The 22,358-nt window shown below is 66.0% G+C and carries 26 protein-coding genes; 22 read left to right on the forward strand and 4 right to left on the reverse strand.

All coding sequences use genetic code 11. The features are described from left to right. Positions 1 to 235 precede the first annotated feature (235 nt). Genes fliD through AC1ZV1_RS01150 form a run of 8 tightly spaced genes read left to right on the forward strand, consistent with a single transcriptional unit; the run spans position 236 to position 6,666 of the window. Positions 236 to 1,585 (forward strand): flagellar filament capping protein FliD, encoded by a 1,350-nt coding sequence (fliD, locus tag AC1ZV1_RS01115; protein ID WP_484295157.1) that lies wholly within the window; start codon positions 236 to 238, stop codon positions 1,583 to 1,585. Beyond that, the gene (gene fliS, locus AC1ZV1_RS01120; protein WP_484295158.1) at positions 1,582 to 1,980 is read left to right on the forward strand and encodes a flagellar export chaperone FliS; all 399 of its coding nucleotides are present in this window, start codon (positions 1,582 to 1,584) and stop codon (positions 1,978 to 1,980) included. Before fliD ends, fliS begins: the two co-directional genes overlap by 4 nt. Beyond that, positions 1,964 to 2,281, forward strand: a complete 318-nt coding sequence (locus AC1ZV1_RS01125) for a hypothetical protein (protein WP_484295159.1) — start codon at positions 1,964 to 1,966, stop codon at positions 2,279 to 2,281. The genes fliS and AC1ZV1_RS01125 overlap by 17 nt, the downstream gene beginning before the upstream one ends. 3 nt (positions 2,282 to 2,284) lie before the next feature. Beyond that, on the forward strand, positions 2,285 to 3,451 hold the full coding sequence (locus AC1ZV1_RS01130) for a flagellar hook-length control protein FliK (protein WP_484295160.1): 1,167 nt from the start codon (positions 2,285 to 2,287) through the stop codon (positions 3,449 to 3,451). A 44-nt stretch (positions 3,452 to 3,495) separates the two neighbouring features. Further along, positions 3,496 to 3,975, forward strand: a complete 480-nt coding sequence (locus tag AC1ZV1_RS01135) for a flagellar basal body-associated FliL family protein (protein WP_484295161.1) — start codon at positions 3,496 to 3,498, stop codon at positions 3,973 to 3,975. Positions 3,976 to 3,981: 6 nt separating this feature from the next. Continuing rightward, positions 3,982 to 4,743: a FliA/WhiG family RNA polymerase sigma factor gene (locus AC1ZV1_RS01140; RefSeq protein WP_484295162.1), complete on the forward strand. Its 762-nt coding sequence runs from the start codon at positions 3,982 to 3,984 to the stop codon at positions 4,741 to 4,743. A gap of 13 nt (positions 4,744 to 4,756) precedes the next feature. Further along, on the forward strand, positions 4,757 to 5,629 hold the full coding sequence (gene motA / locus AC1ZV1_RS01145; RefSeq protein ID WP_484295163.1) for a flagellar motor stator protein MotA: 873 nt from the start codon (positions 4,757 to 4,759) through the stop codon (positions 5,627 to 5,629). Further along, positions 5,626 to 6,666: an OmpA family protein gene (locus AC1ZV1_RS01150; RefSeq protein ID WP_484295164.1), complete on the forward strand. Its 1,041-nt coding sequence runs from the start codon at positions 5,626 to 5,628 to the stop codon at positions 6,664 to 6,666. Before motA ends, AC1ZV1_RS01150 begins: the two co-directional genes overlap by 4 nt. A gap of 5 nt (positions 6,667 to 6,671) precedes the next feature. Here AC1ZV1_RS01150 and AC1ZV1_RS01155 read toward each other — a convergent pair whose 3' ends face one another. The 3 genes from AC1ZV1_RS01155 to lafA form a co-directional block, all read right to left on the reverse strand. Beyond that, positions 6,672 to 7,160, reverse strand: coding sequence for a hypothetical protein (locus AC1ZV1_RS01155; protein ID WP_484295165.1), 489 nt, complete (start codon positions 7,158 to 7,160; stop codon positions 6,672 to 6,674). Continuing rightward, positions 7,148 to 7,987 carry a winged helix-turn-helix domain-containing protein gene (locus AC1ZV1_RS01160; RefSeq protein WP_484295166.1) on the reverse strand — a complete coding sequence of 280 codons (840 nt, stop codon included), beginning with the start codon at positions 7,985 to 7,987 and terminating at the stop codon, positions 7,148 to 7,150. The genes AC1ZV1_RS01155 and AC1ZV1_RS01160 overlap by 13 nt, the downstream gene beginning before the upstream one ends. A gap of 290 nt (positions 7,988 to 8,277) precedes the next feature. Further along, entirely contained in the window at positions 8,278 to 9,117 is an 840-nt protein-coding gene (gene lafA, locus AC1ZV1_RS01165) for a lateral flagellin LafA (protein ID WP_484295167.1), read from the reverse strand. A gap of 305 nt (positions 9,118 to 9,422) precedes the next feature. On the opposite strand from lafA, the gene AC1ZV1_RS01170 reads away from it, so the two are divergent. The 7 genes from AC1ZV1_RS01170 to AC1ZV1_RS01200 all read left to right on the forward strand — a co-directional run bounded on the left by AC1ZV1_RS01170 (position 9,423) and on the right by AC1ZV1_RS01200 (position 16,469). Beyond that, positions 9,423 to 10,040: a CDP-alcohol phosphatidyltransferase family protein gene (locus tag AC1ZV1_RS01170; protein WP_484295168.1), complete on the forward strand. Its 618-nt coding sequence runs from the start codon at positions 9,423 to 9,425 to the stop codon at positions 10,038 to 10,040. A 64-nt stretch (positions 10,041 to 10,104) separates the two neighbouring features. Continuing rightward, the gene (locus AC1ZV1_RS01175) at positions 10,105 to 11,859 is read left to right on the forward strand and encodes a bifunctional alpha/beta hydrolase/class I SAM-dependent methyltransferase (RefSeq protein ID WP_484295169.1); all 1,755 of its coding nucleotides are present in this window, start codon (positions 10,105 to 10,107) and stop codon (positions 11,857 to 11,859) included. An 8-nt stretch (positions 11,860 to 11,867) separates the two neighbouring features. Then, positions 11,868 to 13,208: a phosphatase PAP2/dual specificity phosphatase family protein gene (locus AC1ZV1_RS01180; protein WP_484297682.1), complete on the forward strand. Its 1,341-nt coding sequence runs from the start codon at positions 11,868 to 11,870 to the stop codon at positions 13,206 to 13,208. After that, positions 13,198 to 13,644 (forward strand): hypothetical protein, encoded by a 447-nt coding sequence (locus AC1ZV1_RS01185; protein ID WP_484295170.1) that lies wholly within the window; start codon positions 13,198 to 13,200, stop codon positions 13,642 to 13,644. Before AC1ZV1_RS01180 ends, AC1ZV1_RS01185 begins: the two co-directional genes overlap by 11 nt. A 14-nt stretch (positions 13,645 to 13,658) precedes the next feature. Further along, positions 13,659 to 14,288 carry a lysophospholipid acyltransferase family protein gene (locus AC1ZV1_RS01190; RefSeq protein WP_484295171.1) on the forward strand — a complete coding sequence of 210 codons (630 nt, stop codon included), beginning with the start codon at positions 13,659 to 13,661 and terminating at the stop codon, positions 14,286 to 14,288. A gap of 1 nt (position 14,289) precedes the next feature. Next, complete coding sequence (locus tag AC1ZV1_RS01195; RefSeq protein WP_484295172.1) at positions 14,290 to 15,219, forward strand: phosphatidate cytidylyltransferase; 930 nt, start codon at positions 14,290 to 14,292, stop codon at positions 15,217 to 15,219. Positions 15,220 to 15,443: 224 nt separating this feature from the next. Beyond that, entirely contained in the window at positions 15,444 to 16,469 is a 1,026-nt protein-coding gene (locus tag AC1ZV1_RS01200) for an ATP-grasp domain-containing protein (protein ID WP_484295173.1), read from the forward strand. Between the two features lie 90 nt (positions 16,470 to 16,559). On the opposite strand, the gene flgA is transcribed toward AC1ZV1_RS01200, so the two are convergent. After that, positions 16,560 to 17,357, reverse strand: coding sequence for a flagellar basal body P-ring formation chaperone FlgA (gene flgA, locus AC1ZV1_RS01205; RefSeq protein WP_484295174.1), 798 nt, complete (start codon positions 17,355 to 17,357; stop codon positions 16,560 to 16,562). An 86-nt stretch (positions 17,358 to 17,443) separates the two neighbouring features. Here flgA and flgB point away from each other — a divergent pair, with 86 nt between their 5' ends. From flgB to flgH, 7 genes are read left to right on the forward strand one after another with little or no spacing between them, the layout of a single operon-like run. Next, positions 17,444 to 17,809, forward strand: a complete 366-nt coding sequence (flgB, locus tag AC1ZV1_RS01210) for a flagellar basal body rod protein FlgB (RefSeq protein ID WP_484295175.1) — start codon at positions 17,444 to 17,446, stop codon at positions 17,807 to 17,809. 4 nt (positions 17,810 to 17,813) lie between these two features. Further along, positions 17,814 to 18,242 carry a flagellar basal body rod protein FlgC gene (gene flgC, locus AC1ZV1_RS01215; protein ID WP_045213291.1) on the forward strand — a complete coding sequence of 143 codons (429 nt, stop codon included), beginning with the start codon at positions 17,814 to 17,816 and terminating at the stop codon, positions 18,240 to 18,242. Next, positions 18,242 to 18,913, forward strand: coding sequence for a flagellar hook capping FlgD N-terminal domain-containing protein (locus AC1ZV1_RS01220; RefSeq protein ID WP_484295176.1), 672 nt, complete (start codon positions 18,242 to 18,244; stop codon positions 18,911 to 18,913). Before flgC ends, AC1ZV1_RS01220 begins: the two co-directional genes overlap by 1 nt. Before the next feature lie 36 nt (positions 18,914 to 18,949). Further along, positions 18,950 to 20,137 carry a flagellar hook protein FlgE gene (flgE, locus tag AC1ZV1_RS01225; RefSeq protein ID WP_484295177.1) on the forward strand — a complete coding sequence of 396 codons (1,188 nt, stop codon included), beginning with the start codon at positions 18,950 to 18,952 and terminating at the stop codon, positions 20,135 to 20,137. 9 nt (positions 20,138 to 20,146) lie between these two features. Then, the gene (locus AC1ZV1_RS01230; protein ID WP_484295178.1) at positions 20,147 to 20,875 is read left to right on the forward strand and encodes a flagellar basal body rod protein FlgF; all 729 of its coding nucleotides are present in this window, start codon (positions 20,147 to 20,149) and stop codon (positions 20,873 to 20,875) included. A gap of 27 nt (positions 20,876 to 20,902) precedes the next feature. Next, positions 20,903 to 21,688 (forward strand): flagellar basal-body rod protein FlgG, encoded by a 786-nt coding sequence (gene flgG, locus AC1ZV1_RS01235; protein WP_484295179.1) that lies wholly within the window; start codon positions 20,903 to 20,905, stop codon positions 21,686 to 21,688. A 2-nt stretch (positions 21,689 to 21,690) separates the two neighbouring features. Next, positions 21,691 to 22,353: a flagellar basal body L-ring protein FlgH gene (gene flgH, locus AC1ZV1_RS01240; RefSeq protein ID WP_484297683.1), complete on the forward strand. Its 663-nt coding sequence runs from the start codon at positions 21,691 to 21,693 to the stop codon at positions 22,351 to 22,353. Positions 22,354 to 22,358 lie beyond the last annotated feature (5 nt).

Genomic DNA, 22,358 nt, shown 5'->3' on the forward strand with positions numbered 1-22,358 from the left:
CTGGGCCTCCCCCGGAAACACCCCGCCGAATCCCCTTAACGAATCCCTCGCCACGGTCGCCTTTCCCCTGCATCAGGGTGCGTGGTCAGCAGGCGGAAATGCCGCTTCCCGCTGCGCGCCAGAGCCCGCCGGGCGGAAGTGAAACTTCTCCCCGAAAAATCCGCAAAGCCCCGTATGACGGGACTTCCAGCATTGGCACCGTAATTGCTCTTCCGACCCAAAGAGGTGGATTCAGATGGCGACCATAGATTCCGATTACGTCAAACAGATGGCCCAGCAGCTGGCGACGTACGATGTGCAGAGCGGGCTGAACAAGGCTGACCGCAACAAGGCCTCCTACCAGGCGCAGCTGACTGCCGTGACCTCGCTGGAAACCGCGCTCAAGACCTTCTCCACGGCGGTGAAAGGGCTCCAGGGCACCACCGGCAGCAACACCAGCATGCTGGTCAACAGCGCCAAGCTGAGCAAGGACGGCTACCTCACCGCGACCGTTGGCAAGAGCGCCGTGGCCGGCCGCTACGACTTCTTCGTCGAGCAGCTCGCCACCAGCCACCAGTTGTCCTTCTCCGGCCTGCAGACCAGCGACATCGACACGCAAGGCACCCTGACCCTCACTCAGAACGGCAAGTCCTTCGACATCGATCTGAGCAAGGTCGACACCGACGGCGACGGTGCCAACTCCATGGACGAGCTGGCTGCGGCGATCAACAAGGCCACGGACAACACCGGTGTGAAAGCCACCCTGGTGCGCAGCAACGGCCAGGTCTCCTTGGTGCTGGGCGCGGAGAAGTCCGGCGCGGAGAACGCCATCAGCCTGTCGCTGAGTGGCACCGACGGCACCAACAGCGCGTTCGAGACCGCCATCGGCAATCCGCAGGAGTTGTCCAAGGCGCAGGACGCCCGCGTCCGCCTGGGCGGCGAGAGCGGCATGCTGCTGACCAACGCCAGCAACACCTTCGACAACATCATCGACGGCGTCAGCGTCACCTTCACCCAGGCGCAGAAGTCCGGCGAGCAGCCGATCTCGATGACCATTTCCCAGGACCAGAGCGAAACCAAGAAGAAGGTGCAGACCTTCATCGACGCGTTCAACGCCCTGGCCAGCCAGATCGACAGCCTCACCGCCTCGGGCGACCAGAACGGCAACTCCCGTGGCGCGCTGGCCGGCGATTCCAGCGTGCGGGCCATCGAGAACAGCCTCAACCAGATGCTGCGCACCACCTTCGGTGGCGCCAACCTGATCAGCTTCGGCATCAGCGCCGACCGCAACGGCAAGCTGACCCTGGACTCCACACGCTTCGAGAAGGCCATCGCTGCCGACCCCGAAGGCCTGGACAAGCTGTTCATGGGCAAGGGCAACCTGCTCGACAGCACCGACAAGGCGCTGTCGCTCTACACCAGCAGCGTCAACGGCGTGCTGAAGAACCGCAAGGAGTCGCTCAACAGCAGCCTGAAGCGGGTCAACGATGACTACGACAACCTGCAGAAGCAGTACGACACCTACTACGCACGCTACCTCAAGCAGTACACCTCGATGATGCAGACGATGCAGTCCATGGACCAGACCGCCGGGATGTTCGGATGAGCGGCTACGGCATGAACGAAAGCTACGACAGCTACCGCATGGTCGACCTGGAGTCGCGCACCGCCGCCTCCTCGCCCTATGAGCTGGTACTGGTGCTGTTCGACGGATTGCTCGACGAGCTGGCCCGCGCCCGCGGCCACATCGAGCACAAGCGCTTCCAGCAGAAGGGCCGCTCCCTGGAGAAGTGCCTGAACATCCTCAACGGCCTGAACGGCGCGCTCGATTACGAGAGCGGCGGGGAGACCGTGCAGGGCCTGGCGCGCCTCTACGACTACTGCATCTACCGGCTCTCCGACGTGAGCATCTCGCTGGATGTCGCGGGTATCGATGAAGTGGTGCGTCTGCTGGGCATTCTGCGCGAAGGCTGGGAGGGCGTGAGTGCCGCACGTGGATGATCGCAAGCGCCTGCTGGAGCTGTACGAGCGGCTCGGCGGGGCGCTGCAGCGCAAGGACTGGAAAGCCATGGGACAGGTCGACCTGGCGATCCGCGCACAACTGGTGGCGATGTCATCGCAGACCGGACTGGCGGCCGACGTGCTGCTGGCCAAGAAGCACCTGAAGCGCCTGCACGAGCAGGCGTCGCAGGCCTGCGCCGAGGAGTGCGAGCGCCTGCGCCGCCTCCTGCTCTCGCACCTGGAATACGCCGAGGGTCGCTCGGCATACATGCAGGTGGATACGTACCAGGAGGGTCGATAGACCGTGATTCAGCTGCCGACCCAGTCCCTGCCCACCCCCGACCGCGACGCGCGCCCGGTGGCCGAGGCGCGCCCGCAGGATTCGCGCCGTGACACTGACGCGGCTGTACCTGCCGGTGTCGCCAGTCTGCGCACGCAGCAGCCTGCGCCGTCCGGGATCGGCGAGCGGACGGTCACCGTGCAGTCCTTCCTCGCCCAGTTCGATACCGCGCAAGTCGAGGATTCCGCACAGCAGCCTGGTGCGGGAATGCCGGTGCTGCCTCAGGTACTGCCTGCCGATATCAGCGACGGTGACGCGCAAGCCCGGCCGGCCGAGGAGGCGTCGCCTTCCGGCGCCGAGAGCTGGCTCGCCGGCATGCTCAGCCAGGCGGGTCTGATCGTCCAGGCGCGGGACAATCCACCGGAGCAGACCTCGGCCCAGGTTGCCGGTTTTGCGACCCAGGCTGTCGATTCGAAACTGCAGCCGGCACCGGCCGCGGTCAAGCCCGAAGACAGGTTGCTGCCTCCCGCGGAATTGCCCGAGGAACCCGCCAAGGCGACCGCCCCGGCGCCTCGTGAGGTGACCCAGAGCCAGGCGCAGGCCCTGCTGCAACAACACCTGACGGCTGCCGAACAGGCTCCGGAAGGCGCTGCTCCACCGCTCCCGGCAGCGGCGCTCGATGCGCGTGCTCCCGCGGTCGACGGCAGTGCGCCGGCGCCCTCCGCCGCGCCGGCAACACCCCTGGCCGACAGGCCGCTGCACCTCAAGGGCAACAACGAGGCGCGCTGGGGCGAGCAGATGGTCAGCGCCCTGCGCGACAACGTCGAGTTGCAACTCGGCCAGCGTGTGCAGAACGCCACGATCCGCCTCGATCCGCCGGAACTGGGTGCCATGGAAATCCTCGTGCGCCACGAGGCCGGCCAGCTCAACGTGCAGATCTCCGCGTCCAATGGCGACGTGGTGCGCATGCTGCAGAACACCAGCGACCGCCTGCGCCAGGAGCTGGTCGGGCAGAACTTCCTGCAGGTCAACGTGCAGGTGTCTTCCGACTCGCAGTCCGGCCAGCAGGGCCAGCAGAACCGCCAGCGCTTCGCCGATGAGCAGGCCGTGGTCGCCGCCAACCCGCGCGACGCGCAGGCCGGCGAGCGCTCGTCGGCGCGCGGCGACAGCGACGTACTGATTACCGTGTAGGCCGCCTGCGGCCAGCACTCCACAGGATTTTTCGAGAAACCCCCATGTCCACGCCGCGTCTCGTTCTACTGATGCTCATCGTGAATATCGCCGTCGTGCTCGGTGGCGTGTTCGTCAACTACAAGATGATCAAGGCCGCCAGCCTTGCTCCGGCCGCCACCTCCGAGAAAGACGGGGCCAAGGACGATGCCAAGGAAGAAGAGGAGAGTGCCGAGTACCTCTTCGTCCCGGTCGAGAAGATCATCGTCAGCTCCCGTGGCGAAGACCGCGAACACTACTTCGTGATCGACCTGGTGCTGCAGGCCAAGGCCGAGCAGGAGCGCAAGAAGCTGGAAAGCGTCGCGCCCATGGTGCGCAGCTCGGTGGTCGCCAACCTGACCCCGGAGAAGTTCGAGGTGCTGCGCGCGATGCCCATCGGCGATGTGCAGACGCGCCTGGAAAAGGCGGTGATCGACGACTTCGCCGCGCGCAAGGTGGTGGTGCCGTTCGAGCACGTGATGCTCAGCAAGATGATCGTCCAGTAGATCGCCATGCACGCCCTTCGCGACCCTGCACTCGGCTATGCCCCTGGCGCCGGAGGCTACGACAGCCCCGACGGCGGCCATGCGCGCCTGTCGCCGGCGGCCGAGCAGCGCTGGATGATGCAGTACCTGCCCCTGGTACGGCGCATCGTCAGCCAGCTGTCGCTGCAGGCCAACCAGGTGCTGGATCGCGAGGACATGGAGCAGATCGGCCTGATGGGCCTGCTCGAAGGCCTGCGCCGCTATGGCGAGCCGGATGAACAATTCGGTCGCTTCGCCGCACTGCGGATCCGCGGCGCCATTCTCGACGAGTTGCGCCGCCAGGACTGGCGACCGCGCCAGGTGCGCCAGCAGGCGCACAAGGTTCGCGACAGCATCCGCGCGCTGGCCCGCCAGCTCGGTCGGGTACCCAGCGACGAGGAAGTACTCGCCGCCACCGGCCTCGACGAGGCGGGTTACCAGGACTACCTGCGCGCCGAGTCCTCCGAAGCCATCGAGAGCTTCGACGCGTTGCTGCAGAGCGGCCATGACGGCGTGCAGGGCAGTGGCGATGCGCTGGAGGATCGGGTGCTCAAGGAGCGCCTGCTGGCCCAGGCCCTGGAGCGCCTCAACGAGCGCGAGCGGCTGATCCTCAACCTGTATTACCAGCACGAGCTGAACCTCAAGGAAATCGCCCTGGTGCTGGAGCTGACCGATGCGCGCATCTGCCAGCTGATGAAGCAGGCGATCGGCAAATGCAGCCGTTTCCTCAACGACCCCGACACTCTCTGAAGAACCCATAACCATGCAGAAAATCATCGGCGCCCTGATCATCATCGCCTGCGTGCTCGGCGGCTACGCCATGGCCCACGGCGACATGCGCGCGCTCTGGCAGCCGGCGGAGATGGTCATCATCCTTGGCGCGGGCCTGGGCACCCTGGTCGTTGCCAACCCGCGCGAAGTGCTGCTGGAGATGTGCTCGCAGATCAAGGGCGTGTTCGTCTTCAAGCGCCGTGGCGAAGAGTTCCAGCGCCAGCTGCTGATGCTCCTCTACGAGCTGCTGGAGATGGTCGACGTCGGCGGTCTGAAGGTACTCGACGCGCACATCGAAGAGCCGGACCAGAGCGACCTGTTTGCCCGCTACCCGCTGATCCTCCAGGAAAAGAACCTGATGGCGTTCATCGCCGACAACTTCCGCCTGATGGCCATGGGCAAGATCAGCGCCCACGAACTCGAGGGCTTCCTCGAGCAGGAGCTGGACGCCATGGAGCACGCGCTGCTGCAGCCGTCCAAGTCGCTGCACAAGGTCGGTGAGGCGATGCCCGGCTTCGGCATTCTCGCGGCGATCCTCGGCATCATCATCACCATGGGCAACATCGGTGGCTCGGTGGCCGAGATCGGTGCTCACGTGGCCGCCGCGCTGGTGGGTACCTTCTTCGGCATCTTCGTCTGCTACTGCCTGATGGACCCGCTGTCCAACGCCATGTCGCAGCGCGTGAAGACCGAGCTGTCGGCGCTGGAATGCGTGCGTACCACCCTGGTTGCCCATGTGGCCGGCAAACCCACGCTGCTGGCAGTCGATGCCGGTCGCAAGCTGATCGAGCAGGACGTCAAGCCGGCGTTCAAACAGCTGGAGACCTGGGTCACCCGCTATGAGGAAGAGCGGGACGCAGCATGAAGAAACGTGCCGACAAGCACAGCGAAGTCATCATCAAGCGCCGCAGCAAGAAGGGCCACGATGATGAGCATGGCGGTGCCTGGAAAGTCGCCTTCGCCGACTTCACCCTGGCGATGATGGCGCTGTTCATGGTGCTGTGGATCGTCCATCCGCAGACCGAGCCGCAACCGGTGGCAGTGGGCGACCAGGACGCCAACCCGGTGGTGGATGGCGGCGCCGGCGTGTTCGACGGTGCCAGCCGAACGCCTGTCGAGCTGGACGGCATGCCGCAGCCGGTCAAGACCCCGGAAAAGCCCGCTCCGCAGCTCGCGCTGGACGCTGGCAAGCAGGGCAAGGCCGGTGAGCAGGCGAAGGACGCGGCCGTGCAGCAGGACGGTGAGGGCCGCCAGTACGACAGCAACGAGGACCTGCGCGAGCTGGCCCAGCTGATCCGCGAGGTGTCCGGCAAGGTCGACGCCCTGGCCAACATCGAGGTGACCGTGGTCCCGCAGGGGTTGCGCATCCTGATCAAGGATGACCAGCAGCGCTTCATGTTCGCCCGCGGCCAGGCCGCCCTCGATCCGCACTTCCAGACTCTGCTCGGCGCGCTCTCGGGCGTGCTGGCCAAGGTGCAGAACAAGCTGATCCTCAGTGGCCATACCGATGCCGTGCAGTACCGCCGGCCGGATGGCTACAACAACTGGAACCTCTCCGGCGACCGCGCCCTGCGCGCGCGCAACGTGATGGTCGACAGTGGACTGCCCGCCGCACATGTGCTGCAGGTGGCGGCCCAGGCCGACGTCATGCCGCTGCGCCCGGAGGACCCGGAGAATGGCGCCAACCGCCGCATCGAGATCCTGCTGCTGACCCAGCGTGCGGAGAGCCTGTACCGGGAAATCTTCGGCGAAAGTTATGCACAGGTGCACTACTCGGCGTCGGGCGCGAAGCTCATCGAGCCGCAGCCGCAGCCGCAGCCGCAGCCGCAGCCGGCGCCTGCGTCAGCGACGGCCGAGCCTGCGGCACCCGCCGCGGCGGCAGAGCCGACGCTGAAGCTGTGAGCCGGTCAGCGGTTGCGCAGGTGGCGCGGGCAGAATACCTGGCGCGTTTCCACGCCATAGAGGCAGCCGCCCAGGGGTTCGAGGGTGATGCGGGCGCCGCGCTGGCGGCCGTAGAGCAGGTTGAAGATCAGTTCGCTGTCCAGGCCGCTGTCGGTCTGCAGGTTGCTGATGCTGTTTTCCTCCACCTGCAACTGGTAGCGCCCGGCCAGGTCGCTGCCGACCAGACCGGAGACTTCGAGGATGTTGGCGTCCTGCTGGATCATCGAGTAGAAGCGCCCGTCGTGGAACATGGTGGTCTGGACGATCTCCAGCACCCTGCCGTTGCCCAGTACCACCTGACCGGACGAGGCGTAACGCCCATCGATGGTCGAGGTATTGTGGGCGTGCTTCCACAGCATGCCCAGTGCCAGCGCCAGGCAGACGACGCCGAACAGCGAAATCACCAGGCAGCGGCGGGCCACGCCGGCCTGGCGGCGTAGGTTCAGTTCAGGCACTTGCGCAACTGCTCCTGGGGAATCCGCGCGACCTGGCTCTCGTGAATCAGCAGCCAGTTGGAGTTGCCTTCGGGTTGCACGCAGACCAGTTCGTAGAAGCCCGAGGTCATGTGCAGCATGAGGCCGATGGGGCGGGTGGCCAGGTCGGCCAGTTGGTGCGCCAGGGGGCGGGTGGTGTTGATCAATCTCTGCAGGTCCTGTTCGTTGTCTTCGACGTAGGTGATCTGCAGGGAGCCGACGTTCTGTTCGGCAGTGAGGACCGGGCTGCGTACCTGGGTGTAGTAGAAGGCGCCGGAGAGGACCAGCAGGCCGAGGATGCAGAGGCTGGCGGCGGCGAATTTCAGGCGCCTTGGATTCGGCGGAAGCGGCATGCGAGCCGGGGGCACGAGCTCCAGCGGAATGACTTCCGGGGTCGCATCGGCGACGTCCTCGTCCGGCTCGCTGGTCGGATTGACCAGATACTGCGGATTGAACATGTAACCGCGACGGGGCAGCGTCTGGATGATCTGCCGTTGCTTCTCGTCCGCGAGCACCTGGCGCAGGGTGTAGATCTGCTGGTTGAGGCTGCCCTGGCCGACGACGCGGTCGGACCACGCATGGGTCAGCAGTTCATCGCGCGCCACCACGTCTCCCGGACTCTGCAGCAGGCGCTCGAGTACCCGGCTTCCGGAAAAACCCAGGTCGATACGCTCTACCTGGCCGTCACGGTCGAGGTCGAGTTGATACAGCGCGGGGTAGAATTGCGCGACGCAATCGGAACGCCCGGTGCGGAGGGTCAGGCAGGCGATCGGCCGACTGTCCGCTGGCGTGGAAGTGAGTGTGTTCATCGTGCCCTTGCGAGCCGCTCCCTTGACGGTCGCGGGGAAACTCCATTTATCCATGGAGGCAGAGGCATTATTTTGACGTCAGAAAAATGTGGGTGCAAGTTCTGAATTTTGCACACTCGTGCTTGCAATTTTCACACAAGCCCTGAAAGCGCTGACGCAGAGAGGTTGCACCGCGACCGAGGGTCGCCATGCCGCTTGTCAGCGTACCCGCAGACAGCACAACGCCCCGCACGGGCGGGGCGATGTCGAATCACGGCGCGCGAGGCGGGGCGCCTCGCGCAGGTCGGGCATCAGCCCAGCAGGCCCATGATCATGCTGGGCATCTGGCCAGCCTGTTTGAGCATGGAGATGCCGGACTGCATCAGCATGGAGCTCTTGGTCATGTTGGCGGTTTCGCTGGCGAAATCGGCGTCCATGATGCGGCCCTTGGCCATGTCGGTGTTGTCCTTCATGTTGGCCAGGTTGTTGGAGGTGTGGCCCAGGCGGTTGATCGCGGCACCGAAGGCAGCGCGGGTCTTGCCGACCTGGTCCAGGGCGCTGTTCAGGCCGTCGATGGCAGCGGCGGCGCCGGCTTTCGGGTCCAGCGCCTGGACGGTGGTGCCCAGGGCGGTGACGGTGGCGGCGATGTCGGTGTCGGCAGCGGCAACGGTCATCACTTCTGCGGAGTCGGAACCGATCTGGAACTTGATGTCGGCTGCCAGCTTGCCACCGGTACCGAACAGGCTGTCGCCAGCGTACTTGGTGTTGGTAACGATGTTGGTCAGCTCTTTGCCCAGCTCGTCGAACTCGGACTTCAGGGCGTCCAGGTCCTTGTCGGAGTTGGTGCCGTTGGCGGACTGGGTGGCCAGGTCCTTCATGCGTTGCAGGATGTCGGTGGCTTCGCTGAACGCGCCTTCGCCGGTCTGCAGCATGGAAACGGCGTCGCTGGTGTTGCGCATGGCCACGTTCATGCCGCGGGTCTGGGCATTCAGGCGGGTAGCGATCTGCAGGCCGGCGGCGTCGTCGGCGGCGGAGTTGATGCGCAGGCCGGTGCCCAGGCGCTGCTGGGAAGTAGCCAGCTGGCCGTTGGTCTTGCTCAGGCTGGTCTGGGTGATCAGGGAGGAGTAGTTGGTTTGAATCGACAAGGCCATGGTGGACTTCCTGTATGAGCTGAATGAAGCCGGCGTTGTGCCTGCTGAAGGGGTAAGGCGACAGCTCGATGGGAAGGATTAAGGGCGGATGAAAAAAATTTGGCGCGGGGATTCCGGCGAGATCGGCATGCGCTGGCCGGTATCGCCGGCTTGCGTCATGTGTCCTGCTGCCACGGATCGGTCATCTATGTTGTTGAGACATATCTGACAGCCCTGGCGCCGGAGTGCGGCTAAGCTCCCCGGGTCCACAAGGCCGTGGATCGTTCGACCGAACTGTTCGTTTCGAATCTTGAGAAAGGAAACTCATGCCCTCCGTCTACCAGCTCAAGTCCCGTTTCCAGAACCTGCTCCGTCCGCAGGTCACCCGCCTTTACGAGCGTGGCGTCACTGCCAACCAGGTGACGCTGGCAGCCTGCGGCCTGTCCCTGCTGGTCGCGCTCACCGTTGCGCTGCTTGCCAGCCACGCCTGGGTATTCCTGCTGATCCCGCTGTGGATGTTCCTGCGCATGGCGCTGAACGCCATGGACGGGATGCTCGCCCGCGAATTCGGCCAGCAGTCGAAGCTGGGCGCCTACCTCAACGAACTGACCGACGTGATCGCCGACAGCGCGCTGTACCTGCCGTTCGCCCTGCTGCCGGGCGTGACGCCGGCGCTGGTGGTGCTGGTGGTCCTGCTGGCGGTGATCAGCGAATACACCGGCGTGCTCGGCGTGATGGTCGGCGCCTCGCGGCGGTATGACGGGCCCATGGGCAAGAGCGACCGTGCGCTGTGCTTCGGCGTGTTGGGCGCCGGCGTGGCGAGCGGGCTGCTGCCGCTGGCCTGGCTGGACCCGGTCCTGGGCCTGCTGGCGCTGCTGCTGGTGCTGACTATCGTCAACCGGGTGCGCCAGGGGCTGGCTGAGCAGAGCCAGCAGCCCGGCTGAGCCGGGCAGGAAACTTTCACGACAGGGACCGGAGCGTCCCATCAGCCATCGAACAGAGGAAGTTATGCGCGAGTCTTCGAATCACCACTTCATTACCCATGACGGCGTCGAGCTGTTCTATCGCCATTGGCCGGTGGCAACGACCGACGCGCCACGCCGCGCCATCGTGCTGTTCCACCGGGGCCACGAGCATTCCGGGCGCATCGGTCACCTGGCCGACGAGCTGAACCTGCCCGGCTTCGACGTCTTCGCCTGGGACGCCCGTGGCCACGGCCAGTCGCCCGGTGCGCGCGGTGACAGCCCGAGCTTCGGCACCAGCGTGCGCGACGTGCAGACCTTCATCGAGCACCTCACCGCCACTCATGGCATCGCCGTCAGCGACATGGCGGTGGTGGCGCAGAGTGTCGGTGCCGTGGTCGCCTCCACCTGGGTGCACGACTACGCGCCGTCGATCCGCAGCCTGGTGCTTGCCTCGCCGGCGTTCAAGGTCAAGCTGTATGTCCCCTTCGCCCGGCCGGGGCTGAAGCTCGCCCGCTGGTGGCGCGGCAATTTCTTCGTCAACAGCTACGTGAAGGCGAAATTCCTCTCCCACGATCCCGAGCGTATCGCCTCCTACGACAGCGACCCGCTGATCACCAAGGCCATCTCGGTGAACGTGCTGCTGGGCCTGTATGACGCGGCTGACCGCGTGGTGGCCGACGCCCAGGCGATCCAGGTGCCGACCCAGCTGCTGATCTCCGGCTCCGATTTCGTGGTGCACCGCAAGCCGCAGCAGCGCTTCTTCGACAACCTCGGCACGGCGCGCAAGGAGCTCCACGTGCTACCCGGTTTCTTCCACGACACCCTCGGCGAGCTGAACCGCAATCAGGCGGTGACCCGCGCCCGGCGCTTCATCCTCGAATGCTTCGCGCACGAGCCGGAGCGCCCGGACCTGCGCGATGCCGACCGTTTCGGCTACACCTGCGCGGAGGCGGAAGCCCTGTCCACGCCGCTACCGGCCTGGTCGATCCGCGACCTCTACTGGCGTGCCACGCGCGCCAACATGCGCCTCGGTCGGCTGCTGTCCGACGGCATCAACCTGGGCTTCCAGACCGGTTTCGACTCCGGCAGCACCCTGGATTACGTCTATCGCAACCAGCCCGCGGGAGCAGGCCCGGTGGGCCGGATGATCGACCGCACCTACCTGGAGTCTGCCGGCTGGCGGGGCATTCGCCAGCGCAAGGTACACATCGAAGAGCTGCTGCGCCTGGCCATGGCCAGCCTGCGCGAGCAGGGCCGCGACGTGCGCATCCTCGATATCGCCGCCGGCCACGGACGCTACATCCTTGAAGCGCTGCAGGGCGTCGAACCGTTGCCCGAAAGCGTGCTGCTGCGCGACTACAGCGAACTCAACGTGCGCGAAGGCTCGGCGCTGATCGAGCGCCTCGGCCTGAAGGAGCGTGCGCGCTTCGTGCAGGGCGACGCCTTCGATGGCGCGGACCTCGCGGCCGTGGAGCCGAAGCCGAGCCTGGCGGTGGTCTCCGGTCTCTATGAGTTGTTCGCCGACAACGCCCTGGTCAGCGGCTCGCTGGCGGGGCTGGGCGATGCCGTGGAAGAAGGCGGCTACCTGATCTACACCGGCCAGCCCTGGCATCCGCAGCTGGAACTGATCGCTCGTGCGCTGACCAGCCACCGCGCCGGGCAGGCCTGGGTGATGCGCCGCCGCACGCAGCGGGAGATGGACCAGCTGGTGGCCGCCGCCGGCTTCCGCAAGCTGGCCCAGCGCATCGACGAGGACGGTATCTTCACCGTCTCCCTGGCCCGCCGGGAGCGCAGTTGATGGCAGCGATGCCGGCGCGCGATCCCGGCGTCCTGCGCCGAGCAGTGATCTGGCTGCTGTTCCTCGCGCCGTTCTTCTTCCTGAGTTACGGCTTCGCCAATGGGGTGGCGGCGCAGCGCGAGTCGGTCGGTGTGCTGGTGTTCGACTGGGAGCGCGGCATGCCGCTGTGGCCCTGGACGATCATTCCGTACTGGTCCATCGACCTGCTCTACGGCTTGTCCTTCCTGCTGCCGCGCAACCGCCGCGAGCTGGACAGCCATGCCTTGCGCCTGCTCAGTGCACAAGTCATCGCGGTGAGCTGCTTCCTGCTCTTCCCGCTGCGTTTCAGCTTCGAGCGGCCGCCGCTGGACGGCTTCTTCGGCCTGCTGTTCGACCTGCTGATGGGCTTCGACAAACCGTTCAACCAGGCGCCATCGCTGCACATCGCGTTGCTGGTGATTCTCTGGGCTGCGTACGGCCGTTATGCCAGCGGCACCTGGCGCTGGCTGATGCACGGCTGGTTCGCACTCATCGGCCTGTCGGTGCTGACCACTTGGCAACACCATTTCATCGATGTGCCGACCGGCGCCCTGGTGGGGTTCCTGTGCCTGTGGTTATGGCCCAGGAGCGCACGGTCGCCTTGCGCCGCCTGGCAGCTGAGCGGTGATCCGCGCCGGCTGCGACTGGCGGCGATCTATGGCGTCGGCGCGTCGGTGTGCACCTGGCTGGCGCTGTCCGGCAGTGGAGCCTGGCTCTGGCTGCTCTGGCCCGCGCTGTCTCTGGCGCTGGTCGCGCTGTGCTACCTGGGGCTGGGAGCGGAGGGTTTCCAGAAGGGCCCGGACGGCAGGCAGTCGCTGGCGGTGTCATGGCTGTTGGCGCCTTATCGGCTGGGCGCGTGGGTCAACTCGCGCAGCTGGACCCGTCGGCATCCACAGCCGGATGAAGTACAGCCCGGCCTCTGGCTGGGACGCCTGCCCGGGAAGACCGACCGCTCCGCACACCCGGATCTGGGCGTGCTCGACCTGTGCGCAGAGCTGCCCTGTCCGGTCCGTGTCGAGCGTTATGCATCCCTGCCGTTGCTCGACCTGGTGACCCCCAGCGTCGAGCAGTGCCGGCGCGGGGCCGAGCTGGTCGACCAGCTTCGCGCCGGCGGTCCGCTGCTGGTCTGCTGTGCGCTCGGCTATTCGCGCAGCGCCACGGTGCTGGCGGCGTGGCTGCTGCTGTCCGGTCGCACCCACAGTGTCGAGTCGACCGTCGAACTGATCCGTCAGGCGCGGCCGCATGTCGTGCTCAAGGCAGAACAACTGGCCGTGCTGGCGCAGATCGCCGGCCAGCCCAACCTATCGCAGGAGGTGAGTCATGTCGGTTGATCCGGGCCTGATCCTGGTCGCAAGCCTGCTGCGGCGCGGCAGCAGTCTCAATGGTCTGTCCTCCGCGCTCACGGTACTGGCGCTGGCGCTGGGGTTCTATGGCGTGCTGATGGCCAGCGCCACGCTGGCGTTCAGCCTGAGCATGGCGCTGCTGGTGCTGCTCGGCCTGGTACAGAAGTTCTACGCCATGCGCGTGGCGCTGGACGCCGACTTGTTCGAGGCCATGGCCAATGCCGGAGAGACCCTGCCGGAGAAGACCCGGCAGCTGGACGAGGCGCTGGCCACCTACGCCGGTGTGCCGGCCGACCAGTCCGGCCGACCCTGGAGCGAGCGCAGCCGTGGCGCGCTCGCGCTGTTGCGCCGGCAGGTGCAGCTCTGTGCGGCGCAGTGGCTTATCGCATTGCTGTGCCTGATCACCCTGACCTTCCAATCCTGAGGAACGTAACCGGAATGCTGGAACGACTCTTCGCCTACGCCATCATCGCCGGCGCCCGCGCGGTGACCGGTCTGCGCAGCCTGTGGATCGGCACGACGCCGACCCCGGTGCAACGCATCTACTACGCCAACCACAGCAGCCATGGCGATTTCGTCCTGCTCTGGGCCTCGTTGCCGCCGGCGCTGCGCGCGCGTACGCGACCGGTAGCGGGCATGGATTACTGGGGAAAGGGAGGCTTGCGTGGCTTCATCATCAACCGGGTGTTCCACGGCGTACTGATCGACCGCACGCGCGGCGCCGAGGGTGGCAACCCGCTGGAGCCGGTGGAGCGCGCCCTGGCCGACGGCGACTCGCTGATCCTCTTCCCCGAAGGCACCCGCAACCTCGACGAGGAAGTGCGTCTGCTGCCCTTCAAGAGCGGTATCTATCACCTGTCGAAAGCCCATCCGCAGGTAGAACTGGTGCCGGTGTGGCTGGACAACCTCAACCGCGTGATGCCCAAGGGGCGTGCGCTGCCATTGCCGCTGCTGTGCACCCTGAGCTTCGGTGCGCCCCTGGTGGTCGAGGAGGGTGAAGCCAAGGAGGTCTTCCTCGAACGCGCCCGCGAGGCATTGCTGACGCTGGCTGCACAGGAGGGCCGTTGAGATGAACCAGACCTGGCTGCTCTTTGGTGGCATTGGCGCCATTCTCATCCTCGCATCGCTGGTCGGCGCTGTGCTGCGCTGGAAGGCCCCGCCTGGGCCGCATGCGGTGATCGACAACCTCAATGCGCGGATCAATGCCTGGTGGGTGATGGTCGCGGTGATCGGCTGCGCCTTCGCGCTCGGCTACTGGGCGGTGATCCTGCTGTTCTACGGGGTGTCCTTTTATGCCCTGCGCGAATTCCTCACCCTGATGCCGACGCGCCGCAGCGATTACCCGGCGCTGGTGGCGGCCTTCTATTTCGTGCTGCCGATGCAGTACCTGCTGATCGGCATCGGCTGGTACGGGCTGTTCTCCATCTTCATCCCGGTGTACGTGTTCCTGCTGCTGCCGATCCTCGCCTCGCTGGGCGGCGACTCCAAGCACTTCCTCGAGCGCGCCTCGAAGGTGCAGTGGGCGTTGATGCTGGCGGTGTTCTGCATCTCCTTCGTGCCGGCGCTCCTGACCCTGGATATCGCCGGCTACGAGGGACGCAACCTGCTGCTGATCGCCTTCCTGGTGATCGTCGTGCAGCTCTCCGACGTGTTGCAGTACGTCTGCGGCAAGCTCATGGGCAAGCGCAAGATCGCGCCCAACCTGTCGCCGTCCAAGACGCTCGAAGGCTTCGTCGGCGGGGTGACACTGGCCACGCTGATCGGTGGCGCGCTCTGGTGGATCACGCCCTTCACCTTCTGGCAGGCGCTGCTGATCGCCCTGATGATCAACATCCTCGGCTTCTTCGGCGGGCTGGTGATGTCGGCGATCAAGCGCGACCGCGGGGTGAAGGACTGGGGCCACATGATCGAGGGCCACGGCGGCATGCTCGACCGCCTGGACTCGGTGTGCTTCGCGGCGCCGGTGTTCTTCCACTTTGTCCGTTACTGGTGGACCTGACTTCCGTCGGAAATCGGCCTGGCGCTGCGGGGTAGCCATCCCGGAGCGCCGGTTCGCGGCTACGCTTGCTCTGTTACCTGGCGGAACGTCGTATGGCAACGGAGTGTTCTGGACGTACGCGGTCGAATCTTCACGGGGCCATGAAGCATGAACACTCTCTCTCCGCGCGTCACTCGCGGGGCCGCATCTTGAGCGGCTCGTCGGGCGGTTCTCCTTTCACCTGTTTGGTCACTGCCATTGGCTCGTACTCCGCCGAGTCGGTGATCTCCTCGTTGCGCGAGCACTGGGATGCACGGGTGGTGGGGACCAATACCCAACCCCACGACTGGTGCACGACTTCGGCCCTGCTGGATGCCTTTCATCGGGTTCCTGCAGCGCGAAATGTTACCGAGTATGTCGAGCGTGTCCTGAACATCTGCGAGATCGAGCACGTCACCCACGTGCTACCGCTGATCGACCCCGAGGTCGATGCCTTCGCGTTGCATCACGAGGTGTTCGCCGAGCGTGGCATCACCCTGTGCATGCAGCCGCTGGAGACCATCCGCGTCGCTCGCGACAAGTGGCTGGTGCACCAGGCCTTCCGCAATGATCCGCTGATTCGCACCATCCCCACCTGGCGCCTGGAGGACCTGCCTGTGTCGGGGTTGGACCTGCCGCTGATTGCCAAGCCGCGCGACGGGCGCAATTGCGAAGGGCTGATGCAGGTGCGCGATGCGGACTTCCTGCACTACGTGCGCAAGCGCTTCTGCGACCGCGGCTACATCGTGCAGCCGCTGCTGCCGGGTGATGTCTGCGTGGTCGACGTGGTGCGCCAGCAGAGCACCGGCGAATGGGCGGCGATGGCGCGCCAGGAACTGGTGCGCACACCCAATGGTGCGGGGCTGACGGTACGGATGCTGGCCGACCCCGGGCTGGTCGAGATGGCGGGACAGGTCGCCCGCGTACTGGGGGTGAACGGCTGCATCAACATGGAGTTCCTGGTGCAGGACGGCGAGGCGCTGCTGATGGACGTCAACCCGCGCTTTTCCGGTGGCATCGCTTTCAGCCACCTGTCCGGCTACGACATGGTGGCCAACCACCTGCGTTGCTTCCGCGAGGCGCCGCTGGATGAACCGCTGCTGCCCGCACCGAGCATCCACGCGCGGCGGCTGGTGGAGGTGACCACATTCGCCGCGCCGGCTGAGTCGCCCGCCCCCGTCATCGTGCTGCCCGGCTCTCGAGGCAATGTCGCTTCGCAGCCGCTGGGCTGACTGGAGCTTCGGTCTGCTGGAATGGGCCATGCCCAGCGTCGCGCATGGCGCGCTCCGGCGGGTGGCGTTCGGCAGTGAGCGTGAGCAGCGTCAGAAGATGCTGTTCACCTCGCCTGACGCCGTCACCTTCGCCTCGATGATCTTCTGGCTGCGCAGGTTCTTCACGCGGATCACGTCGTCCTGCTTGCCGTTGGCCAGGGCTTCGCCGACAGCGCTGGCCTGGATGCCGTCCTGGCTGGCGACGATCTTCACCTGCTGGCCGCGACGAACCAGCATCGCGCCATCGAGCAGTGCCGGCGTCAGCGGCTGGTCGGCGCGGATGCGGCGGCGGGCCGTCTTGCCGGCCACCTCGGCGATGTCGGTGAAATAGCCCCGCGAGCTCTTGCCGAGCTCGATCGGCGCTAGCTTGAGCTGCGCCGCGTCCAGGGTCTGGCCGCGCTCGATCTCGCCGCTGGCGACCACGGTCGGCAGGTACACCGTGGGTTGGCTGATGAAGGTCACCGGCCAGCCGGATTGCCCCGCGCAGGCGGCTTCGAAGCGCCGTCGTGCGGTGACCGCGGCGGGCGTCTCCAGCGTGCGCAGCTGCAGCCCGCCAGGGCAGGCGGCGAGCTTGCCCAGGCTGTTGGGCAGGTTGTTGGTCACCGTGAAGGTCATGCCTTTCCAGCCGGCTTTCTGCGCGGCGCTTTTCAGTTCGGCGGCAACCTGCTGCTTCGCGGCGGCATCGACTTGCGTGCGGGCGTCCTGCGCGTGGGCGAGGGCGGGAAGCAGGAAGAGGAAGCAGGCGGAAAGGGTCTTTCCGCCTCCCGTCGTACGGCGCGTCGAAAGCGGAAAAGCCGCGTTGCGCACGCGCCTCGGGTCTTCTCGTAAAGCCTTGTAGATCAACGACATGAAGCGAAATTCCGGGGTGGGCATGCTTTGTGCTCTGTCGCTGCGCACACCGAAAGATGGCCGAATGACGAGAGCGGGTTGCGCGAATGAGTATACGGTTTGACGAGACCCTGGGTATCCACGAGAGGGCCCTCTCGCTGCACATGCAGCGCAGCGAAATCCTGGCATCCAACCTGGCCAACGAAGACACCCCCGGCTTCAAGGCGCGGGACATCGACTTCGCCGCCGAGATGCAGCGCCAGGACAACTCCAGCGTGCTGCTGGCCAGCACCAGCACCGCGCGCCCGGACCTGAAGTACCGCATCCCCAACCAGCCTTCGCAGGACGGCAACAGCGTGGAGCTGTCCACCGAGCAGGCGGAATTCTCGCGCAACGCGATGGACTTCCAGACCAGCCTGACCTTCCTGACCATGAAATTCCGCGGCCTCAAGCAGGCCATCGAGGGACGTTGACGCCATGGCATTCGATTCCATCTACCGCATCGCGGGCTCGTCGATGAACGCGCAGACCGTGCGCCTGAACACCGTGGCCAGCAACCTGGCCAACGCCGATTCCGCGGCCAACAGCCCGGACACCGTGTACCAGGCGCGCAAGCCGATGTTCGCGGCCGTCTACGAGAACGACCAGCTCACCCGCGGCGCCGGCATGGGCGGTGCCCACGTGCAGGTGCTCGATGTGGTGACCTCCGGCCGCTCCCCCCAGCGCCGCTACGAGCCAGGCAGCCCGCTGGCCGACGCCACCGGCTACGTCTACTACCCCGACGTCAACGAGATCGAGGAAATGACCGACATGATGTCCGCCACCCGCAGCTTCGAGACCGGCGTGGAAGTGCTCAACCGTGTGAAGAGCATGCAATCCAGCCTGCTGAAGCTGGGAGACGCCTGATGAGTACGGTCAACAACGATACCCGCTCCAACAGCACCAGCGGCATCTCGTCGGACACGCCCAAGCAGGCGGTCAACCTCAGCGAGCTGAGCGACATGGAGAACAGCTTCATCACCCTGCTCGTCGCCCAGGTGCAGTACCAGGACCCCACCAAGCCGGTGGACAGCACCGAGTTCATCAACCAGTACTCGGCCATGGCGCAGGTCAAGAGCATGCAGAACATGACCACCCTGCAGCAGAACAACCTGGTGCTGATGGACAACCTGCAGACCCTCACGGCCGCCGGCCTGGTGGGCCAGGAAGTGAAGGTCAGCGCCGACAGCCTGCAACTGGACGGCGCCAAGGTCAGCGGGCAGATCACCCTGGAACACGCCTCGGCCACCACCGTGCTGCAGCTCACCGATGCCAACGGCGTGCGCACCGACATCACCCTCGGCCCGCAGGAAGCCGGTGCCGTGCCCTTCACCGTGGACCCGCAGGCCCTGGGCCTGAAGCCTGGCAAATACAGCCTGGCGGTCAAGACCGAGAGCGGCGAGACGCCAGGCATCGAGGTCTCCGGCCTGGTGCACAACGTCCGCGTCAGCGCCGACGGTCCGGTGCTGGACGTCGAGGGCGCAGGTTCGGTGCCCTTCTACAAGATCGTCGAATTCAGTCAGGGCCAGGCTGCCTGAGTGCCTGCTTCCCCCCTCTTAGGATGAGATAACGCCATGAGCTTCAACATCGCCCTGACCGGCCTGAACGCCGTCACCCAGCAGCTGGACACCATCAGCAACAACATCGCCAACTCCGGCACCGTGGGCTTCAAGTCCTCCCGCACCGAGTTCGGCAGCGTCTATGCCGACAGCAAGGGCATGGGCGTGGAAGTCACCGGCACCACCCAGAGCATCAGCCAGGGCGGTTCGCTGGTCTCCACCAACCGCGCACTGGACCTCGCCATCTCCGGCGGCGGTTTCTTCGTGGTCAAGAGCGGCAACGGTGATACCCAGTACACCCGCGCCGGCGTGTTCAGCCAGGACAACGCCAACTACCTGATCAACGCTACCGGCCAGCGCCTGCAGGGCTACCCGACCGACGCCGCCGGCAACCTGCTGGTGGGGACCGTTTCCGACCTGCAGGTGAAGACCGCCAACCTGCCGGCCAAGGCCACCGACAAGCTGGAGTTCGTCGCCAACCTCGACTCCAACGAGAAGGTGCCGACCGTCTCGCCGTTCGACCCGCAGAAGGTGGAGACCTACAACTCCACCTACACCAGCAAGATCTATGACTCCCAGGGCAAGGAGCACACCCTGACCCAGTACTTCGTACTGACCGGCACCAATACCTGGGATGCCCATTACGCGGTAGACGGCAACGCCGTTGGCGCCACCCAGGCGCTGACCTTCGCCCCGGACGGCTCGCTGTCCTCGCCGATCGCCTCCGTGCCGGTGAGCTTCAACCTGCCGGGCGTCGACCCGATGAACATCGCCCTCGACTACACCGGCACCAGCCAGTACGGCTCGGATTTCGTCGTCACCACCAACCGCACCACCGGCTACGCCGCTGGCGAGCAGACCGGCATCGCGGTGGAGAACGACGGCAAGGTCTACGTCAACTACAGCAACGGCCAGCGCATGCTGCAGGGCCAGGTCGCCCTGGCGAACTTCATCAACACCGGCGGTCTGCAGAACCAGAGCGGTACGGCCTGGACCGAGACTTCCGCCTCCGGCACCCCGCTGATCGGCGTGCCCGGCATCGGCCAGTTCGGCTCGCTGTCGGCCGGCAATCTGGAAGGCTCCAACGTCGACATCACCCAGCAACTGGTGGGCCTCATGGAAGGCCAGCGCAACTACCAGGCGAACACCAAGGTGATGACCACCGACAAGGAACTCACCCAGGTCCTGTTCTCGGCCATCTAAGGATTCGTCATGGATCGCCTCGGCTATACCGCAATGACCGCCGCCAGCCGCAGCATGGCGGCCCTGGACGTGCGCGCGAACAACCTCGCCAACGTCAACACGCCTGGCTTCCGCGCCGACCTGGAACACGCCACCGCGGTGGACGTGAGCGGCGCCGGCTATGACAGCCGCCACCTCGCGCGCATCGAGAGCAGCGGCGTGGACATGACCGCCGGCACCCTGATGGCGACCGGGCGCGACCTCGACGTCGCCATCCAGGGCGCCGGGCTGCTCGCCGTGCAGAGCGGCAACGGCGAGGCGTATACGCGCCAGGGCAACCTCACGATCGACGCCGACCGCCAGCTGATGATCAACGGCCGCGCCGTACTCGGTGAAGGCGGTCCGATCACCCTGCCCGAGTACGACGCCATCGCCATCGGCAGCGACGGCACCATTTCGGTGATGCCGCGCGGCGATTTCATGATGACCGACGTCGACCGCCTGAAGCTGGTGGACGCCCCGGCGTCCTCCCTGGTGAAGAACGCCCAGGGCCTGCTGGTGAGCAAGGACGGCCAGAACGTCGCCGCCAGCGAAGACGTGCGACTGGTCTCCGGGCACCTGGAGCAGAGCAACGTCTCGGCCATCGACCAGCTGGTGGGCACCATGAGCCTGAACCGTCGGTTCGAGGCCCAGGTGAAGATGATGAAAGCCGCCTCGGATCTCGCCGAGGCCGGTGACCGCATGATCCGCGGCGGCTAACGCGCGGCGCGCAGACAGGAGCACAACATGAGTTCGGCACTTTGGGTCAGCAAGACCGGCCTGGCGGCCCAGGACACCGCGATGTCCACCGTGGCCAACAACCTGGCCAACGTGAACACCGTCGGCTTCAAGAGCGACCGCGCGGTCTTCGAGGACCTGTTCTACCAGGTGCAGCTGCAACCCGGCGCCCAGGCTGACCAGGTCAACACCGTGCCTTCGGGCATCCAGCTGGGCAGCGGCGTGCGCGTCGTCGGCACGCAGAAGGTGTTCACCGAAGGCAGCATGCAGACCACCGGCCAGCCCATGGACCTGGCCATCGTCGGCAGCGGTTTCTTCCAGGTCGAAGCGCCCAACGGCGACACCTACTACACCGAGAACGGCCAGCTGCAGCTCAACAACGAGGGCATCGTGGTCAACGCCCAGGGCCTGCCGCTGACGCCGAACATCGAAGTGCCCGCGGGCGCCAGCCGCTTCACCGTCGGCAGCGACGGCATCGTCACCGCCGTGCTGCCGGGCGAGACCCTGCCCACCGAGCTGGGCCAGATCACCCTGGTCAACTTCACCAACCCGGCAGGCCTGGAAGCCATCGGCGGCAACCTCTACAAGGAAACCGCCGCCAGCGGCGAGCCGCAGGAAGGCACGCCGGGCGAAGAAGGCCTGGGCAATCTCAAGCAGGGTGTGCTGGAAGGCTCCAATGTGCAGGTCGTGGAAGCCATGGTGAACATGATCGCCATCCAGCGCGCCTACGAGGCCAACGCCAAGGTGCTCGACGCCGCGTCGGGCATGCAGCAGTTCCTCAACCAGACGGTCTGATGATGACACGCCTTGCCCTGCTGCTCGCCCTGGCGCTGCTCGCCGGTTGCCAGAGCTTCGACGAGATGCTGCCGGACGAGGATTCCTCGGTCTACCAGCCGCCGGAGCTCGACTACAGCCTGCCGCCGACCACCAGCGGCGGCCTGTACCGTTCCGGCTACGGCGGCTCGCTGATTCGCGACAAGCGCGCCATCGGCGTCGGCGACATCGTCACGGTGGTGCTCAGCGAGTCCACCCAGTCGAGCAAGAGCGCGGGCACCAGCTTCGGCAAGAAGTCCAGCCTGGACGTGCCGGTGCCGACCATCCTGACCAAGGACTACGGCGGCCTGGAAAGCTCCGCCACGGCCAACCGCGACTTCACCGGCTCGGCGAAAAGCTCGCAGCAGAACACCCTCTCCGGCTCCATCGCGGTGACCGTGCACAAGGTGCTGCCCGGCGGCGTGCTGCTGGTGAAGGGCGAGAAGTCCCTGCGCCTGAACCAGGGCGACGAGTTCATCCGCCTCACGGGGCTGGTACGCATCGACGACATCAACCGTTCCAACCAGGTGTCCTCGCAGAACGTCGCCAACGCCAAGATCTCCTACGCCGGGCGCGGCGTGCTCAACGACAGCAACTCGGCCGGCTGGCTGACGCGCTTCTTCACCCACCCGCTGTTCCCGATGTAAGCAGG

The organism is Pseudomonas sp. BB438 (genome assembly GCF_057180225.1).

Coding starts and splice junctions, on each gene's coding strand:
- fliD (WP_484295157.1), top strand. CDS start 236: ATGGCGACCATAGATTCCGATTACGTCAAACAGATGGCCCAGCAGCTG.
- fliS (WP_484295158.1), top strand. CDS start 1,582: ATGAGCGGCTACGGCATGAACGAAAGCTACGACAGCTACCGCATGGTC.
- AC1ZV1_RS01135 (WP_484295161.1), top strand. CDS start 3,496: ATGTCCACGCCGCGTCTCGTTCTACTGATGCTCATCGTGAATATCGCC.
- AC1ZV1_RS01140 (WP_484295162.1), top strand. CDS start 3,982: ATGCACGCCCTTCGCGACCCTGCACTCGGCTATGCCCCTGGCGCCGGA.
- motA (WP_484295163.1), top strand. CDS start 4,757: ATGCAGAAAATCATCGGCGCCCTGATCATCATCGCCTGCGTGCTCGGC.
- AC1ZV1_RS01150 (WP_484295164.1), top strand. CDS start 5,626: ATGAAGAAACGTGCCGACAAGCACAGCGAAGTCATCATCAAGCGCCGC.
- AC1ZV1_RS01160 (WP_484295166.1), bottom strand. CDS start 7,987: ATGAACACACTCACTTCCACGCCAGCGGACAGTCGGCCGATCGCCTGC.
- lafA (WP_484295167.1), bottom strand. CDS start 9,117: ATGGCCTTGTCGATTCAAACCAACTACTCCTCCCTGATCACCCAGACC.
- AC1ZV1_RS01170 (WP_484295168.1), top strand. CDS start 9,423: ATGCCCTCCGTCTACCAGCTCAAGTCCCGTTTCCAGAACCTGCTCCGT.
- AC1ZV1_RS01175 (WP_484295169.1), top strand. CDS start 10,105: ATGCGCGAGTCTTCGAATCACCACTTCATTACCCATGACGGCGTCGAG.
- AC1ZV1_RS01180 (WP_484297682.1), top strand. CDS start 11,868: ATGCCGGCGCGCGATCCCGGCGTCCTGCGCCGAGCAGTGATCTGGCTG.
- AC1ZV1_RS01185 (WP_484295170.1), top strand. CDS start 13,198: ATGTCGGTTGATCCGGGCCTGATCCTGGTCGCAAGCCTGCTGCGGCGC.
- AC1ZV1_RS01190 (WP_484295171.1), top strand. CDS start 13,659: ATGCTGGAACGACTCTTCGCCTACGCCATCATCGCCGGCGCCCGCGCG.
- AC1ZV1_RS01195 (WP_484295172.1), top strand. CDS start 14,290: ATGAACCAGACCTGGCTGCTCTTTGGTGGCATTGGCGCCATTCTCATC.
- flgA (WP_484295174.1), bottom strand. CDS start 17,357: ATGTCGTTGATCTACAAGGCTTTACGAGAAGACCCGAGGCGCGTGCGC.
- flgB (WP_484295175.1), top strand. CDS start 17,444: ATGAGTATACGGTTTGACGAGACCCTGGGTATCCACGAGAGGGCCCTC.
- flgC (WP_045213291.1), top strand. CDS start 17,814: ATGGCATTCGATTCCATCTACCGCATCGCGGGCTCGTCGATGAACGCG.
- AC1ZV1_RS01220 (WP_484295176.1), top strand. CDS start 18,242: ATGAGTACGGTCAACAACGATACCCGCTCCAACAGCACCAGCGGCATC.
- flgE (WP_484295177.1), top strand. CDS start 18,950: ATGAGCTTCAACATCGCCCTGACCGGCCTGAACGCCGTCACCCAGCAG.
- AC1ZV1_RS01230 (WP_484295178.1), top strand. CDS start 20,147: ATGGATCGCCTCGGCTATACCGCAATGACCGCCGCCAGCCGCAGCATG.
- flgG (WP_484295179.1), top strand. CDS start 20,903: ATGAGTTCGGCACTTTGGGTCAGCAAGACCGGCCTGGCGGCCCAGGAC.
- flgH (WP_484297683.1), top strand. CDS start 21,691: ATGACACGCCTTGCCCTGCTGCTCGCCCTGGCGCTGCTCGCCGGTTGC.